The sequence below is a fragment of the Sphingomonas sp. 28-62-20 genome, assembly GCF_002281505.1.
The window spans coordinates 126,493-143,135 of record NZ_NCGH01000007.1 but is presented as its reverse complement, the minus strand read 5'-3'; the positions used below and the strand labels follow the sequence as shown (position 1 = coordinate 143,135).

General features: G+C 63.6%; 11 protein-coding genes. 7 read left to right on the top strand and 4 right to left on the bottom strand.

Annotated elements, in window-relative coordinates:
• From B7Y43_RS07220 to B7Y43_RS07210, 3 genes are all read left to right on the top strand, one after another.
• Nucleotides 1–1,851 (top strand): CocE/NonD family hydrolase, encoded by a 1,851-nt coding sequence (locus B7Y43_RS07220; RefSeq protein ID WP_374130957.1) that lies wholly within the window; start codon nucleotides 1–3, stop codon nucleotides 1,849–1,851.
• 11 nt (nucleotides 1,852–1,862) lie between these two features.
• The gene (locus tag B7Y43_RS07215; protein WP_374130956.1) at nucleotides 1,863–3,311 is read left to right on the top strand and encodes a M81 family metallopeptidase; all 1,449 of its coding nucleotides are present in this window, start codon (nucleotides 1,863–1,865) and stop codon (nucleotides 3,309–3,311) included.
• Nucleotides 3,312–3,544: 233 nt separating this feature from the next.
• A complete protein-coding gene (locus tag B7Y43_RS07210; protein WP_374130955.1) occupies nucleotides 3,545–6,466 on the top strand; it encodes a TonB-dependent receptor plug domain-containing protein in 2,922 nt (973 codons plus the stop codon).
• A 99-nt stretch (nucleotides 6,467–6,565) separates the two neighbouring features.
• Here B7Y43_RS07210 and B7Y43_RS07205 read toward each other — a convergent pair whose 3' ends face one another.
• From B7Y43_RS07205 to B7Y43_RS07195, 3 genes are read right to left on the bottom strand one after another with little or no spacing between them, the layout of a single operon-like run.
• Nucleotides 6,566–6,883 (bottom strand): hypothetical protein, encoded by a 318-nt coding sequence (locus B7Y43_RS07205; RefSeq protein WP_374130954.1) that lies wholly within the window; start codon nucleotides 6,881–6,883, stop codon nucleotides 6,566–6,568.
• 49 nt (nucleotides 6,884–6,932) lie between these two features.
• Nucleotides 6,933–8,651: an amidohydrolase family protein gene (locus B7Y43_RS07200; protein ID WP_374130953.1), complete on the bottom strand. Its 1,719-nt coding sequence runs from the start codon at nucleotides 8,649–8,651 to the stop codon at nucleotides 6,933–6,935.
• Nucleotides 8,648–10,426, bottom strand: a complete 1,779-nt coding sequence (locus tag B7Y43_RS07195; RefSeq protein ID WP_374130952.1) for a CocE/NonD family hydrolase — start codon at nucleotides 10,424–10,426, stop codon at nucleotides 8,648–8,650. The genes B7Y43_RS07200 and B7Y43_RS07195 overlap by 4 nt, the downstream gene beginning before the upstream one ends.
• Nucleotides 10,427–10,567: 141 nt before the next feature.
• Here B7Y43_RS07195 and B7Y43_RS07190 point away from each other — a divergent pair, with 141 nt between their 5' ends.
• Both B7Y43_RS07190 and B7Y43_RS07185 read left to right on the top strand, forming a co-directional pair.
• A complete protein-coding gene (locus tag B7Y43_RS07190; protein ID WP_374130951.1) occupies nucleotides 10,568–11,524 on the top strand; it encodes an ornithine cyclodeaminase family protein in 957 nt (318 codons plus the stop codon).
• Complete coding sequence (locus tag B7Y43_RS07185) at nucleotides 11,521–12,459, top strand: threonine/serine dehydratase (protein WP_374130950.1); 939 nt, start codon at nucleotides 11,521–11,523, stop codon at nucleotides 12,457–12,459. The genes B7Y43_RS07190 and B7Y43_RS07185 overlap by 4 nt, the downstream gene beginning before the upstream one ends.
• Before the next feature lie 3 nt (nucleotides 12,460–12,462).
• Here the strand turns inward: B7Y43_RS07185 and B7Y43_RS07180 are convergent, their stop codons facing one another.
• Nucleotides 12,463–13,956 (bottom strand): AbgT family transporter, encoded by a 1,494-nt coding sequence (locus B7Y43_RS07180; protein WP_374130949.1) that lies wholly within the window; start codon nucleotides 13,954–13,956, stop codon nucleotides 12,463–12,465.
• Between the two features lie 181 nt (nucleotides 13,957–14,137).
• Between B7Y43_RS07180 and B7Y43_RS07175 the strand changes: the two genes are divergently transcribed.
• Together B7Y43_RS07175 and B7Y43_RS07170 are read left to right on the top strand one after the other, a co-directional pair.
• The gene (locus B7Y43_RS07175) at nucleotides 14,138–15,586 is read left to right on the top strand and encodes an NAD-dependent succinate-semialdehyde dehydrogenase (RefSeq protein ID WP_374130948.1); all 1,449 of its coding nucleotides are present in this window, start codon (nucleotides 14,138–14,140) and stop codon (nucleotides 15,584–15,586) included.
• Between the two features lie 81 nt (nucleotides 15,587–15,667).
• Entirely contained in the window at nucleotides 15,668–16,552 is an 885-nt protein-coding gene (locus tag B7Y43_RS07170; protein WP_374130947.1) for a LysR family transcriptional regulator, read from the top strand.
• Nucleotides 16,553–16,643 lie beyond the last annotated feature (91 nt).

The following is a 16,643-nucleotide window of genomic DNA, read 5'->3' as shown; positions in this document are numbered from 1 at the left end:
ATGAGAATTGGATCGCCCGCCGCGATGGCGCTCGTATTGTTCATGGGTCTGGCAACGTCTGCGGTTGCGCAGCGACCGTCGGAACGATCGCCGCGCCTGCCCGTGGTCGATGACAGCGCGTGGTGGACCGGAAAATACAAGCCGCGCGATGCCGAATGGCAGACGGTGGAGCGGCGATCCTATTATGTATCCATGCGCGACGGTGTGCGGATCGCGGTGGACGTTTATCTTCCCAAGGGACTCGATCCAACACGGCGATTGCCAGCGATCCTCGAGCAAACCCGCTACTACCGCTCTACTGAAAAGGACGGCGTGTGTTCGCGCAGCAACCGCGCCGAATGGTTTGCCCAACGCGGTTATGCCTATGTGATTGTCGATGTCCGCGGGACGGGGGCGTCATTCGGCTCGCGCAATACCGAGTTCGGTGCCGTCGAAGTCAAGGACGGCGGCGACATTGCCAACTGGATCGTTGCGCAATCATGGTCTGACGGTAAAATTGGCGCGACCGGCGTTTCCTATGTCGGCACCACGGCAGAACTGCTGCTCGTCAATCATCATCCGGCGGTAAAGGCAATAGCGCCCCAATTTGCCGGAACCGATTTCTACGAGGAGATCAACCTGCCAGGCGGCGTTCGCAACGAGCGGTTCATTCAGGCATGGGGGCTCGGCAACCGAACTTTGGACGCCGGACGCATCCCCGATCTTGCCGGTGGCGGCGTACCCTGCACAGTCGCTGGGATCGAAGGTGCCGCCCTGCGGACGCAGGCGATTGCCGATCATTCGGCCAACATCAACTCTGCCGATGCGCAGACAACATTGATGTTTCGTGACGATTCCGGACCGGGCGGAATAGTGATCGGTGATCGCAGCACCTATACCCAGCGCGCCGCGATCGATCGTGGCAACGTGCCTACCTATGTGATCGAATCATGGTACGATATCGGCTATGGCCAGGGGGGCATCAATCGCATCCTGAATAGCTCGAATCCGAACCAGCGGTTGCTGATTGGTTCCTGGAATCACGGTGGGAATTATTATTACGCACCCGGCATCGTCGAGCGGACGCGACCGGCTTTTTGGATCGACGAGGAATTGCTGCGCTTTTTCGATGCCAAGCTGAAGGATATTGATACAGGCTTCGATCGCGACGCGCGCATCCGTTACTTTACCTCTGGCGTCAATCAATGGCGCGCGACGCAAAGCTGGCCGCCTGCCGGGTTGGCGATGGCACGCTGGTGTTTTGCGGCGAATGGCCTGCTCGATCGAAACTGCGAACGTACAGCGGGGACTGACAGCTATGCCGTGCGTGCCGACCCGCAAACAGGCAGCACCTCGCGCTGGGACACGGCCTTGAGGGGGCCGGTCAACTATCCCGATCGCCGCGATCAGGCTGCCAAACTGCTGACATACACAACGCCCTCCCTTGACCACGCGATGGAAGTTACCGGGCAGCCGATCGTCCACCTGACGATGACATCGAGCGCGCCCGACGGGAACGTGATCGCCTATCTGGAAGAAGTGCGGCCCGACGGCGCTGTTTACTATGTCAGCGAAGGTTTGCTTCGGCTGTCGCATTCGAAGCCGGGCAAGAAACCCTACCGCACGTTGACGCCGGGCCATTCGCATCTGCGCGCTGATTCGCTTGGCGATGTCAGCGGGAAGCGGCTCGCTATCGATTTTGGTATGCTACCGCTCAGCCACGTCTTCGCCAAGGGGTCGTCGATCCGCCTATCGCTGGCGGGTGCCGACGGCACGCGTTTTGCGGGCACGGCTGGCGGTGCGACATGGCAGGTGTTTCGCGGCGGGGCGAAGCTTTCGCGTGTCGATCTGCCCGCCAAGCCTTCGAACTGAGCGGCAAAGGAGTGCGCATCTTCATTGCCACGATGGGCACGGAGACCAACAGCTTCTCGCCGATCCCGACGGGGATGAACGCCTTTGCCGAATACGAATATTGGGACGGTGACGGCAGCTGCCGCCCGCCGGTGTGGGGCAATATTCCGCTGATTGAATGGCGGCGTTTGGCCGAGGCGGATGGGCACGAGATCGCCGAAAGCCTGTGCGCCTTCGCCATGCCCGCCGGGCCGGTGACGCGGGTGGCGCATGAGACGGTGCGCGATCGTATTCTGGCGGACTTGGCCGATGCGCGCGCCGATCTCGTTCTATTCAATCTGCACGGCGCGATGGTTGCAGAAGGCGAGGACGATTGCGAAGGTGATCTGCTCGCCCGGGCTCGCGCGATCGTTGGCTCGGAGGTGCCCATCCTCGCCGAACTCGACCTCCACGCGCATCTCTCACATCGCATGGTGTCGAGCGCTGACATGCTCGTTGCGTACAAGGAATATCCGCATACCGACATCGCTGATCGAGCGATCGATCTGTATCATCTGGCGATGCGCATGCAGCGGCGCGAGATCAGGCCGGCCGCGGCGGTGGCCGATGCGCGCATGCTGGTGAAGATGCGTCCGACGCAGCAGCCGATGCGCGGGTATGTCGACCGGCTATACGCGATAGAGCGCCAAGGCGCGGTGCTGTCAGCGTCGCTGATCCACGGCTTCCCGTTCGGCGATGTCGCCGATATCGGTGCGAAGGCGCTGGTCTATAGCGACGGCAACGAGGCGGCGGCGCAGGCTCGGGCAAACGCGCTGGCGCAGGCATTGTGGGACATGCGCGAGAGCGTCAGCACCCGCTATCTGGATATCGATGCCGCGCTCGATGCCGCCCTAGGCCAGCCGGGGCCGGTGGTCATTGCCGACGGCGCGGACAATTCCGGTTCCGGCGCGCCGTCGGACAGTACCTTCATCCTTGAGCGCATGCTTGCGCGAGGGTTGCCGAGCGCTGCGCTGGCCGGATTGTGGGATCCGATCGCGGTAGGATTTGCGCGCGATGCCGGGGTGGGCGCGACCATACCGATCCGGTTGGGCGGGAAATGCGGGCCGATGTCCGGCGCGCCACTCGACGTGATCGCGACAGTGATGGGTGAATCCAGCAACCACCGCCAGACGGGGCTTAGCGGCGGCGTGCAGGATCTCGGGCCCTGCGCTTGGCTGCGGATCGGATTGATCGACGTGATCGTCATCACCCAGCGGCAGCAAGTCCTCGCGCCGGACATCTTCACGGGGCTCGGCTGTTCGGTCGAGGACAAGCAGGTCATCGTCGTCAAGTCCGCGCAGCATTTCAACGCTGGGTTCGGGTCGATGGTACGCGCGACCGTCTATGCGGCAGCACCGGGATGCGCGCCACCCGATGTGCGTCTGGTGCCGCTGACGAAATGTGGGCCGCTTTGGCCGCGAGTCGACAATCCTTTCGCCTGATTGTTACCGGCACCCTGTATCAGTAGTTATTTTTTGGCGGTGCGCTCAGGCAACAACGCAATATAATTGCAACTTCCGCGTCGTGCCGCACAAGTCGCAAATCGTCGCAAATAATGCGCTTCTCCCAACTTACGTCATCCTTGATGGCGATATCGCGACCAAAATGTGTCGCATCTGCTTAGGGGGAAATGATGATGAACGATGCAGGCTTCATTCGATCCACAAGGCGCGGCATGATGGCGACGGTAGGTATGGTCGCGCTGATGTGCACGGCGGCGCCGGCTTGGGCGCAATCGAAACCCGTCGACACGCCAGCGCCGGCTGATGCGGATGCGCGGGCGGAAGATGGCGAAATCGTTGTTACGGGATCGCGTATCGCTCGCCGCGATTATGATTCTGCCAGCCCAATCGTTACCGTTACGCAGGAGCAGTTCAACCGCCAGTCTGGTCTGACGCCTGACACGTATTTGCAGTCCCTGCCGCAGGTCGGCTCGGCGTTTGGTCAGGGATCAAATAACGCCGGCAACAACGGTATCGCCGCGATCAACCTCCACTATCTGGGCGCGAACCGCACGCTCGTGCTGCTAGACGGGCGTCGCGCGGTTCCAGGCGAGGGTGGCAATTCTGTCGATATCAGCCTTATTCCGCAGACCCTGATCAAATCGGTCGAAATCATTACCGGCGGCGCATCCGCCGTTTATGGCTCCGACGCCATCGCCGGCGTCGTCAACTTCAAACTGGACGATCGTTTCGAAGGGCTAAAGCTCTCAGGTACCGCTGGCGTCTCGACGCGCGGCGATGCCGGTCAATATGGGATAGACGCCGTTTACGGATGGCGCAGTAAGACCGGCAACGGCGGCTTCGTTGCCTATGGCGGCTACAGCGATCGGCAATTCGCGCTCGCGACAAGCCGACCCAATACGGCCCAAGAATCGGTGGTGACGTTCAACGCCGCCGGTGCGCCCGTCATCTCGCCATTCATCAACAACAACCTGCCAGATGGCGCAATTTCGCCAGCTGCAGCGAACCTGCCTAGCCAGGCTGCAGTCAACACATATTTCGCCCGTTTCGGCGTCGCGCCGGGCACGGTGCCGCGCACCTCGGCGCTCGGCTTCAACACCGATGGCACCCTGTTCGCCAATAATCCAACGACCAACAATCGGTCGGTCGGCGCCAACCGCAATCCTTATGTCCTCAACAATTTCGAGCAGAATTATCTTCAATTGCCCGCACAGCGATACATTGCGGGCTTCCTCGGCGACTGGGAGATCGTGCCCGATGTGACGGTGTATTCGCGGTTCAGCTTCATGCGGTCCGAAGTGCGCCGTCAGATTAACCCGGTCAACCTTCCAGCCACGGCGCTGCCGGCCGCGTTGGTCAGTTCGCTCTTCCCCGGCCTATCCGGTATTCTTGCTTCGCGCCCTTCGCCCAACGCCACTGTTTCGGTGGTTCGCAATCTTGCGGAGCTCGGCCCGCGCAGCGCAGACTATAAGGGCGACCAGTATGAAGGCTTGATCGGCCTGCGCGGCAGCTTTGCGCCGAGCTGGAACTACGACATCTATTACAGCCGCGGGCGGCTCGATCGTACCGAGGTGGCCGGTGGTGCCTTGCTGGTGTCGCGCCTAAACGCCCTCTTGACCGCCGCTGACGGTGGTCGGGCGCTGTGCGGTGGGTTCAGCATTTTCGGGATCGGCTCTATTTCGCAGCAATGCGTCAATTTCCTCAATTACAATCCTACCACGCGAACCATTTCCGATCAGGAAGTGGTGGAAGGCAACGTCACTGGATCGCTCTTCACCCTGCCGGGCGGGGCGGCAAAGGTGTCTGTTGGTGCGCTGTATCGGCGCAACAGTTTCTCCATCATCGGCGATCCGCAGGTGAATGCGGGCAATGTCCTTGGCGGGCTGCGCACCAACTCCAGCATCGCGTCTAACTTCAATGTAAAGGAAATCTTCGGCGAGCTTTATCTGCCGTTGCTGGGCGATAGGCCGTTTGCTGAAATACTCGATGTCACTTTGGGCTATCGTTATTCGGATTATTCAGCGTCGGCCAATACCAATACTTACAAAGCAGAACTGGTCTATGCGCCGATCAAGCAGGTGCGTTTTCGGGGGTCCTTTCAGCGGGCGGTTCGTGCACCCAGCCCAACCGAGCTGTTCCTGCCTTTAACACCGTCGAACGAGAGCATCGTGCAGGATCCCTGCTCTTTCAATTCGGCCTTCCGGGCCGGCAACGTCGCGGGCGTGACGCCCGCCAACGTGCGCACCCTATGCTTGGCCCAGGGCATTCCGGCGGCGATCATCGATACCTTCGTCGGGCCGACTGCCGCGACGGGAACGCGGACCGGGAGCCTCAACCTGCAGCCTGAAAAGGCCGATTCTTACACTGTAGGTGCTGTTATCCGGCCCGAATTCGGCGGCTCCCTGTTCCGCAATCTGTCGCTGTCGGCCGACTATTGGAGAATAGAAGTTAGCGGTGCGATCGCGCAACTCGGCCTGAACGATTCGGTCACGCGCTGCTTTAATCTGCTTGGGCTGAACCCAAACTACAGCCCGACAAACCAGTTCTGCGGCAATTTCTCCCGCAACACGAATGGCGGAATCACCAATGCGTTGGTCACCTTTACCAATATCGGTGCCCTCCGCATCGCGGGTGTTGACGCGCAGATTGATTGGGCCATCCCACTCGACTCAGTTATCGGTGGGCAGAATACTCGCCTTGATTTGAACTTCGGCGTATCGCGCCTAGTGACCGTGGATCAGCAATCGCTGGCGGGCGCTCCCTTCTCCAACCTGCGCGGTTCGATCGGGGCGGTGGGTTCATCGGCCTTCCCAACATGGAAGAGCACGCTCGGCGCGCAGCTGACATTTGGGCAATTCGACATCGGCACGCGCTGGCGCCACATCAGCGCCATGATCACCCAGGCGAAGGCGCTGTCGCCAACGATCAACAGCCTCGGTACGCCGGCAATCGATTACGTCGATTTGAACCTCGGCTTCCGCGTGGACAAAAGCTTCACGCTGCGTTTCGGAGTCGAAAATCTGGCCGATGTGCAGCCGCCGATCTATTCGACGCCGAGCGGCAACAATACCGACCCTACCACCTTTGATGTAATCGGTCGCAGGGTGTTCATGCGAGTGGAAACACGGTTCTGATGTCGTGAAGCTGCCGCCAGCCGTCGCGCTTGTCTTGACGGTTGGCGGGCTTTGCGCTGCTGCGCCGCCGTCGCTGGCGCGCTGCGTGGATCTCCCCACTCACCGCGTGACCGACGGCGCACGGCGATCGACCACTTCGCCGATCAAGCCGGGGCCGAAGGCGCCGATGCGGTGTTGGTGATGATCGAGGGGCGTGTCGCCATTGCCCGCAGTGCCATCGCCGAACCGATGCTGACGGCGTCGATCCGCAAGCCGATATTGGGGGCGCTGATTGGCATCGCCGTCGAAGAGCGAGCGCTGTCGACCGGCGATCCGCTTGGGCGGTTCGGCCTTGGCGATGAACTGACCGACACCGAGCGCCGTGCTGGTGGTGCGAACGCGCACGCCGCCGGGCGCAAAACAGGGCAAGGCGTTCATCAGTAATGAAGCGTGGAGCCGATTGCTGGTCGAATTTGCAACGGCGATGTCACCACGACCAGGCGCGCGCTGAGGCGCGGCAGCCGCCGTCCTTCCACCCGCGCCATCCCCGCCCGCGGATGACCTGCCCCGCCCGCACCGCGGTGGCGGTGCCGTGATCGAACGCCACCCGGCCATTGACGATCACGTAGTTCATGCCAGTTGCGAGTTGCTGCGGTTGCTCAAAGGTCGCGCGGTCGCCGATCTGGGTGGGATCGAAGATCGCGACATCCGCGAAGTGGCCGATCTTCAGCTGCCCGCGATCGTGCAGCCCGAGCCGTTGAGCCGGGAGCATCGTCAGCCGGTGCACCGCCTGTTCCAGCGGGATAAGCCGTTCGTCACGAACATAGCGCCCCAGCAGCCGCGCGAAATTACCATAGGTGCGGGGATGCGTGCTCGATTTCAGGAACGCGCCCTCAGGCGCCTGCGCCGACCCGTCCGACGCGAACGTGACCCAGGGCGTGGCGACCGTCTTGCGGACATTGGCTTCCGACATGGCGAAATAGACGACGCTGACCCGGCTGTGATCGGCGATCACCAGGTCCATCGCCAGTTCCTCAGGACTCGTCCCCCGTTCGCGCGCGACATCGGCCAGTCGCCGACCGATCAGCGGCTTGAGCGCATCGGTCTTGAAGCCCGTGAGCAGCACGCCCTCGGCCCCAGCCTGGCGCAACCGGCTTTCGAATACGGGCGGATCGCGTCGCATATCGGCAAGCGCGCGGGCGCGGGTGTCTGGTGCTTTTAACCGCGCGATCCAATCATCAATGCTGCCTTCCTGCACCCAGGCAGGCATGCTCGGGTCGAGCCCGGTCGAACTGGCATCATAGACATAGGCATTGGCGCTGATTTTCACGCCCCTTGCGCGCGCCGCATCGATCCGGGCGATCACGCTGTCGAACTTCGGCCAGTTGGCCCTGCCGACGACTTTCAGGTGAAAAATTTCGGCGGAGGCGCCAGTCGCCCCGGCCAGTGTGATCATGTCGTCGACCGCCTCGACGATACGGTCTCCCTCTGAGCGGATATGGCTCCAATAACCGCCCCCGCACCTTCCCGCTTCGGTAGCGAGCGTGGTCAGCTCAGCGCTGTCAGCGAAGGTGTCGGGGGTATAGATCAAGGCGGAGGAAAGCCCGATCGCGCCGTCCGCCATCGCCTGCGCGACGAGCCGGCGCATGTGCTTGAGTTGACTGGGCGTTGCACGGACATTGTCGCGACCAAGCACGTTCTCGCGGATTGCGCCTGCGCCGACCGATGACGCGATGTTGACGGACACGCCGCGCCGCTCCAGCGTTCGCAGGAAGCCATCGAGCGTCGTCCAGCTGACCTTGAACGGCAAATCGCCCTGATCGGTGGCTATCCGCGCCCGCATCGCCGGGCTGAGTGGCCCCATCGATGTGCCTTCGCCCATTACCTCGAGCGTGACGCCCTGCGCCAGATCGGACAGCGCACGGCCATCGACCAGCAATGCTTCGTCGGCCTGGCTCAGCATATTGATGAACCCCGGCGTCACGGCCTGTCCGCTTGCGTCGATCACGCGCGCGCCAGTTCCGGCCGCGTGCGGCCCGACATAGGCGATCCGCTGCCCGACAATGCCGACATCTCCGTGAAAGGGCGCGCCACCACTGCCGTCGATGATCGTGCCACCTTGGATCAGGATGTCATACCGGGCGGCGGGGGCGCTGGCGGTGGTGAACGCGGCGGCGAGCAGGAGCGCGACGAGGCGGCGCTTCACGGCAGGTCGCGCACGGGCAGCGCGAGGTAGCTGCCGTTTGGGCCTAGCTGCACCGCGATGGTTGCGACGCGGCTGTCAGCGACCGTTTCGGCCGCGACATCGCCGCCCGAGTTGCGGTTGCGCTGCCAAAGAAAGCTGACCCCCGGCGAGGTAACGACCAGCCGCAGCCGATGACCGGGCGCCACGCGCCAGCTGACCCAGCCGAGCTGCAGTTTAGCGGTTTCGATCTTACCCGGCGTGAGCAGCTTGGCGCGTTCCAGCCCTTCCCGATAGCGCAGCCGCAGCGCATCCCAGCTCAGCAGCGAAGTCGTGCCGTCACTCGCGACGTCGTACAACACGGCGGTCAGGTCGGTATCGCGTACGTCGTAGCGTGCTTTGAGAACGAGCGCCGGCATACCGATGATCTCGGCTCCGCGCCCGAATGCGCTCGTTTCGTAGATCAAGCCGTTGCCGTCGATCCGCGCGATGAAATCATCCTTAACCAGATGGTCGGAACCCAGCTCATCACCGAAATACGGGTGCCATGCGACGGCGGTGGCACGCGGATCATAGCGAAATGTATCGATCCCTTGGCCCGGCTTGGCGGCGAGCTGACCGGCACGGGTGATCGCGCCGCCATCGCTGTCGGGCGAGGCCAGCCAATAGTTTCGCGGAGTCACTGGCGCGAGCGAGGGAGACCCTGCCCAGCGATGATCGCCGATCAAATAGTGTGTCAGCGGGCCGAGCAGCTGCGGCGGCATTGGCGAACCATTCAGCACATGATTGTACCAGGCCAGGTGTAACGCAAGCATGTCGAGGGCGGCCTCATCCCCGAATTCCAAACCGCCCAGCGAGCGCTGCGGAGTGGTGACGCCGCCATGGCTCCATGGACCGATCAGCAACCGACTCTGCGCCGCCATCGTCGGGTTGGCGGTGGTGAAGGCGCCCCAATGCTCGAGCGTTCCGGCCTGCGCGCCGTCATAGGCGCCGGTGATGCTCAGCACAGGGATCCTCAAGGCGGCGAGCTGTTGCGGGGTCGGGTTGATGGCCTTCCAATAAGCGTCGAGCACCGGATGATCAGCTGCCTCGGGCCATAATTCCCTGGCAAAGCCCGCCGCCCTCCAGAGGTCGCGAAAGGCGATCTCGCCGCGCCCGAGCTCGGCGAACAAGCCGCGCCAATAGGGTATGTCCTCATTGAAATTGGTGTTGCGCTGCGTCCCCGCGACGAGTGCCGACCAGCGCGTGCGATAGGGGTTGCCGATGCCATGATAACTGGGCGAATCGACTCCGTAATAGGAGGGCGCGGCGGGAACGATCGTCTTGAGGGCAGGCGGCGCGCGGGCGGCGACCTGCCACTGGACGAGGCCGGTATAAGAGGCACCGCGCATGACCACACGGCCATCGGCGAAGGGCTGACGCGCGAGCCATTCGACCGCGTCGTACCCGTCATCGCCATCGTTGACATAGGGTTTGAAGGTTCCTTGCGAATCACCCCGGCCACGAACCTCGACGATCGCACCGACATAGCCGTGCTGCGCGAAATAGGCGGCGACGGGGTGGTAACGATCCGCACCGTAAGGCGTCATGATCAGCACGACCGGCAGTTTGCCCTCTTGCCGCGCAGGCCGGATGATCGTCGCGTTCAGCGTGGCCCCGTCGCGCATCGGCACCGCCACGTTGAAGGCGATCTGATAGGGGCGGGATAGAGTCGCGGTGGTCGATTGGCCGCACGCCGTGCTGCTGGTCAGTGCAGCGGCGATCGTCATGGTCATCGCCAAGAACCAGTCAAATTTCATGCGACCATCCTCTTTGTTCCTCGCGATGCTAGCCGCGTGCGTCGCCGAAGCGATATTCCGGGCGGACATAAGGCTATTGATCGGCTGCATCGGGCGGGGCGGCAATGGACAGCGTTGTGGCACAATCCTAGCTGATTGTGGATGGAACACAGCGCCCCTCCCTCGCTCGTCGTCGTGAACGAGGAAGAAGCGAGCCGGCTGCTGACACCGCAGCTTGCTTACCGAGCGGTCGAGCGCGCGCTGGCGGCGCTGGCCGATGGCTCCGGCTCGCTCAATCCGGTGGTCATCGGCGCGGGTCTGATGCAGGGGCAGAGCTTCTCGATTAAGTCCGGGGCGGCCGGGGATGAGCGCCTCGTCGGCCTTAAGGTTGGTTCCTATTGGCCGGGGGCCGAGACGCATGGGTTGGCGCGGCATGGCTCCTCGATCTTCTTGCTCGACGCAGAAACCGGTCGCCTGCGCGCGATCGTCGAGGCGAGTCGCCTCAACGGTCCGCGCACCGCCGCAGCTGATGCCGTCGTCGCGTCCTTTCTGGCCCGCGCTGACTGCCACACGCTTGCCGTGATCGGTGCCGGCCATCAGGCCGAACATGAGGTGCGCGCGCTGTGCGCCGTCCGCCCGATCGCGCGGGTGTTGATCGCCAGTCGATCGGCCGAACGCGCTGCGGCGTTGGCGACCGCGCTGCTGGGTTGCGCCGAAACGGTGATGGCGACGGATGCGCAAACCGCCTGCCGCGCTGCCGACATCATCGTCACGGTGACCACTGCAACGGCACCGGTGATCGAGGCCGAGTGGGTTGGTCCGGGCACGCACATCGCCAGCATGGGGTCGGACCAGCGTGGCAAGCACGAACTGCCTGTGGCGCTGATCGAGCGTGCGGTATTGTTCTGTGATTTGCCCGCACAATCGCTTGCAATTGGCGAGTTTCAGCATGTCGCCATGCAGGTTGCGGCAGGAAACCTCAGCTTAACCGCGATCGGCGATGTCGTCCGGGGCGTGTCACCGGGAAGGACAAGCGCCGAGGCAATTACGATCTTCGACAGTTCCGGCACGGCGCTGCAGGATCTTTACGTCGCCCAAGCCATTCTCGACGCGCGATGATCGATCTCGCCGCGATCTGCGCCGCCGCCGACCGTATCAGACCGCATGTCGTGCGCACCCCGGTCGTACGGCTGACACCCGGCGGGCTGCGGCTGAAGGCGGAAAACTTGCAACATACCGGCGCGTTCAAATTGCGCGGGGCTTTCAACGCAATCCTGTCGCTGAGCGCGGAGCAGCGCGCACGCGGCGTCGTCGCACACAGCAGCGGCAATCATGCCCAGGCGGTCGCCTATGCCGCGCATGTCCTCGGCGTGCGGGCGACGATTGTCATGCCCGACAACGCACCCGCACTGAAGCTGGCCAATACGCGCCAATGGGGGCCGGACCTCGTCATCGTTGGATCAGCCTTCACCGAACGCGCGAACGTGGCTGCGCAGATCGCACAGGATCGCGGCCTCGCGCCGATCGAGCCGTATGACGATCCGGCGATCGTCGTGGGGGCGGGGACAGTGGGGCTCGAGATTGCCGAGGATTGCACGGCCATCGATGCGGTGTTCGTCCAGGCATCGGGCGGCGGATTGGCGGCGGGGCTCGCGACCGCGATCAAGTCGCTACGACCCGATGTGCAGGTCGTCGCGGTCGAACCGGCGCTGTGCGGCCATGTCACCGCCAGCTTTGCGAGCGGCGAGCGCGTGCCGATTCCCGACGCGCAATCGGGGCGCACGATTGCCGACGGCATGCGCGCCAATCAACTGGGTGCGGCGAACTGGCCCGCGATCCGCGCCCATGTCGATCGCGTGATGACGGTGGAGGATGATGCGATGCGTGTCGGCATCGCCCGGCTGGCGCGCGATGCGCGGCTGGTTGCCGAACCCTCGGGGGCGACCGCGATGATGGCCGCGCTGGCAAGCGGTGTCGATCCGGCGCGCGCGGTGGCAATCGTCAGCGGCGGCAATCTCGACCCCGCGACGCTCGCCGCGATCCTTGCCGCCTGAGCTTCAGCGCGCAGCAACCGCCAGCGAGGCATGCGCGCCACTCGGCCCTAATGGTAAGTCGAGGCTGGCCCAGGCGAACAGCAGCGCCAAGCCACCCACGAAAATGGCGGCAGCATAAGGCACCATCAGCCCGAGGAAACGGCCAAAGCCCAAATCCCGCGCATAACGCTGCGCAAAGACGAAGACGATCGGCGTCATCGCGGTCGGCGTCAGTAATTCTGACGCGCTGGCCCCGATGCGATAGGCAGCCGCCGTCATTTCAGGTGAGATACCCAGTCCCATCATCATCGGCACGGCGGTCGGCGCCATGATCGCCCATTTGGCGCTGGTCGAGGGCAGGATGAGGTTGAGCAGGGCAGTCAGCGCCGAAAAGGCGAGGATCAGCGGCACACCCGTCAGCTGGACGTCGCGCAGCCCCGCCGCCGCCTTGGCCGCGCCGACTTCGGCCAGATGTGTCCACCCGAGGAACGCGCCGAAATGCGCAGCGAAGAATATCAGCAGCAGAAAGGGCGCGGTTTCGGCCAGTGCCTGTTGCATCAGCGCATAGACATCGCTGTCGCGCCGCAACCGACCGTTGAGAAAGCCGAAGGCCAGCCCGCCGCCGAGCATCGCCAAAAAGACGATGGCGATGAACGATTTGTAGAAGGGCCGCAAATCGCCGTCAGGCATCCGCAGTGGCGCACCCGGTGCCAGCCCGAGTGCCGCGCCGATCGCGATGATCAGCAAGGTGACGCCCAGGCTGATGCCAAGCCCGCGATGCGCTTCGATTGCTTCGGCATCTATCGTCGCGGGCCGCGGAAAGCGCCGCTCGATGCGCTTTTCGAGGTACAGATCAGTGACCAGCGTGACGATGATCGTCACCAGCACCGCAAAGCTCGCGAGCAGGAAATAATTTGCCAGGATGTCGATCGTGCTGCCTGGATCGATCACCCGCGCGGCCGCCTCCGTAATGCCGTACACGGCTGCATCGGTCGGCGTGACGAGCAGGTTCGCGCCATACCCCCCGCCGACCCCGGCAAACGCGGCGCAAATTCCCGTCAGCGGATGCCGCCCCGCCGCTGCGAAGGCATAACCGGCGAACGGGATAACCACGAAATAGGCAGCGTCGGTGCCGATATGGGCGAGGATGCCAATGACCACGATCGCAGGCGTCAATGCGACCACCGGCACATTTTTCAATGCCGCCCGCAACGCGGCCCCGATCAGCCCGACTTTCTCTGCAAACCCCGCGCCCAGCATAATCAGGACCACCATGCCGAGCGGCTCGAACCCGAAAAACGTGCTGGGCATCTCAGCGAGCAGATGGCGGATATTCTCGGCCGCGAACATACTGGTGACGGTAACGCGCTCGCCGGTGCCCAGATTAATCGCCGACCAGCCCGCCGCAGCGCCGATCATGCTCAGCAGGATCACAGCAAGGCACAGCAGGGCCAAGATCGATATCGGATCGATACCGCGCGGGGCGGCGGAGCTTCCTTCGGGGTTGGTCTCGTCCATGTCATCCTCCGCCCGACCCGTGAGGTCCGGCAACCTGCGATCAGATAACGCGCGTCGGCTCGCGACCATATGACCGCAGGTGCAATGCTATTGCGGCACGGTGGCGCACACGGGTTCGGCCTTTGGCTTCGCGCTGTTCGCGGCTAACACACGGTCCCATCGACGATCATGCGAGGCGATAATGACCACGGGCTATACCGACCAACTGGCATTGGTGATCGACGGCGAATGGATCGGCGCGGGCGACCGCGCAACGCATACCGTGGTAGATCCGGCGACCGGCCGGACGATCGGCGCGCTGCCGCTGGCGACAGCGGACGATCTCGACCGCGCTCTCGACAAGGCGGCTCAGGGCTATCGCCTATGGCGCGCCAAATCTGCCGATGAACGCGGTGCGGTGCTGGCCGGGACCGCGCGACTGCTCCGTGAGCGCGCTGACCTTATCGCGACGATCGCCACGATCGAACAGGGCAAGCCGCTGGCCGAGGCGAAGGGCGAGGTCGGCTATGCCGCCGCGCTCGTTGATTTCTACGCCGCCGAAGCCAGGCGCAATTATGGCCGAGTCCTCCCACGCGCCCCCGGCGCACGCTCGGTCGTGGTGCGCGAGCCGGTTGGCCCGTCAGTCGCATTCTGCCCGTGGAATTTCCCGATTCTCAACCCCGCGCGCAAACTCGCGCCCGCCCTTGCCGCCGGTTGCTCGATGATCGTCAAGCCGCCCGAGGAGGCACCCGGTTCCGCGTTGGAAGTCGTGCGCTGTTTCCTTGATGCTGGACTGCCGCCAGAAGTCGTGTCGGTGGTATTCGGCGTGCCCGACATGGTCTCGCGCCACCTGATCGCCTCGTCGGTCATCCGCAAGATCAGCTTCACCGGCTCGGTGCCGGTCGGCAAGCACCTGATGAAGCTGGCAGCCGACGGCATGAAGCGCACGACGATGGAGCTAGGCGGCCACAGCCCGGTGCTGGTGTTCGACGATTGCGATTTCGACAAGACCGTCGCGATGCTGAGCGCATTCAAGTTCCGTAACGCTGGGCAAGTCTGCGTGTCGCCGACGCGTTTTTACGTCCAGGAGGGCATTTACGAGCGTTTCGTCGCGGCCTTTGCGGCGCGCGCCGACGCGGTGACGGTGGGCAGCGGGCTGGCGACGACGACGACGATGGGGCCGCTCGCCAACCCGCGCCGGCCCGATGCGATCGAAGCGCTGGTCGCTGATGCACGGGCGGCTGGCGCACGCGTCGCGGCGGGCGGCGAGCGTGGCGACCGCACAAGGGGCGGCGACGGCTTCTTCTTCCAGCCGACCGTGCTGGCGGACGTGCCGATCGAGGCGCGGGCGATGAACGAAGAGCCGTTCGGGCCGCTGGCGCTGATCCGCCCCTTCGCCAAGCTGGATGAAGCGGTGGAGCAAGCCAATCGCTTGCCATTTGGCCTCGCCGCTTATTGCTTCACCGAAAATGGCCGCCGCGCCAATCTGCTTGGCGATGCGATCGAGGCGGGTATGGTCGGCATCAACGGCATGGGGCTGAGCCATGTCGATGCGCCGTTCGGCGGGGTGAAGGATTCAGGGCATGGATCAGAAGATGGGCCGGAGGGGATGCACGCCTTCATGGTCACCAAGGCAATCCACCAGAGCTGAGTTAGCCATCTAACGCCGATTTGACCCGCGCAGAGTGATATAGCATCAAGCTATACCTCTATTTGGCGACGGATGGCGGCAATGAACCTGCGGCAGATCGAGATTTTTCACGCCGTCTACCTCAACGGCTCGGTCAGCGCGGCGGCGCGCGCGCTCGGCATTTCGCAGCCCTCGGTGACCAAGACCTTGCGCCACGCCGAGGACAAGCTCGGCTTTCCGCTGTTCGATCGCCGCCATCGTCGCTTGATTCCGACCGAGGATGCCAAGGCGATGTTCGGCGAAGTCGCCGACATCCAGGCGCGGGTGGCAGCACTCAAGCAGACCGGGCGCAATATCAGGCGTGGGCATGGCGGCACGCTGCGGGTCTCGGCGTTGCCGTCGCTCGGGCTGGGGCTCCTGCCGGCCGCCGTGGCGCAGTATCTGGCGGATCATCCGACCACGTCATTTGATCTCGATACCGTCCATCATGGCGATCTAGCGGGCGCATTGTTCGACCAGTCAACCGATGTGGTGATCGCTTTCGAGCCGCCGGCCGGGTTCCCGCTCGCCACGCGTTGGCTGGGCGAGGGTGAACTCGGCCTGCTTCGGCGAGGCGGTGACACCCTTGCGACCGGGCACCGCATCGCGCTGGCCGAACTGGCGGGCGAGCAGATCGTCAGCGTGGTGCAGAGCGGCCCGATCGGCGATTTGATCGCCCGTGAGATGGCACGCCTCGACATCGGCTTCGACGAATCGGTTTCGTCGCGCACCTTTTATATCGCGGCTGCGCTGGTGCGCGCGGGGGTGCGGTCGGCGCTGATCGATAACTTCACGGCTGAGGCGATGGCCGCACCGGGGCTGAGCTTCACGCCGATCAAGCCTGCCATGTCATTCGACGTGTTCGCGATCTGGCTCGAAAGCCGTCCACCGACAAGCCAGATGGAGAATTTTCTCAACATCGTCGCGGCGCTGGTCAATCAATCATAGCCTTTGGTTATATTAATCGGATCAAGGGGCGTGTGTCGCAATCAGTGCGGGGGACGTAAGGTGACGATCCGGAACAAAGCCCTTTGCACGA

What these genes read in the sequence shown, in the direction of transcription:
- B7Y43_RS07220 (WP_374130957.1), top strand. Translation starts at nt 1, where the DNA reads ATGAGAATTGGATCGCCCGCCGCGATGGCGCTCGTATTGTTCATGGGT.
- B7Y43_RS07210 (WP_374130955.1), top strand. Translation starts at nt 3,545, where the DNA reads ATGATGGCGACGGTAGGTATGGTCGCGCTGATGTGCACGGCGGCGCCG.
- B7Y43_RS07205 (WP_374130954.1), bottom strand. Translation starts at nt 6,883, where the DNA reads ATGAACGCCTTGCCCTGTTTTGCGCCCGGCGGCGTGCGCGTTCGCACC.
- B7Y43_RS07195 (WP_374130952.1), bottom strand. Translation starts at nt 10,426, where the DNA reads ATGAAATTTGACTGGTTCTTGGCGATGACCATGACGATCGCCGCTGCA.
- B7Y43_RS07190 (WP_374130951.1), top strand. Translation starts at nt 10,568, where the DNA reads ATGGAACACAGCGCCCCTCCCTCGCTCGTCGTCGTGAACGAGGAAGAA.
- B7Y43_RS07185 (WP_374130950.1), top strand. Translation starts at nt 11,521, where the DNA reads ATGATCGATCTCGCCGCGATCTGCGCCGCCGCCGACCGTATCAGACCG.
- B7Y43_RS07180 (WP_374130949.1), bottom strand. Translation starts at nt 13,956, where the DNA reads ATGGACGAGACCAACCCCGAAGGAAGCTCCGCCGCCCCGCGCGGTATC.
- B7Y43_RS07175 (WP_374130948.1), top strand. Translation starts at nt 14,138, where the DNA reads ATGACCACGGGCTATACCGACCAACTGGCATTGGTGATCGACGGCGAA.
- B7Y43_RS07170 (WP_374130947.1), top strand. Translation starts at nt 15,668, where the DNA reads ATGAACCTGCGGCAGATCGAGATTTTTCACGCCGTCTACCTCAACGGC.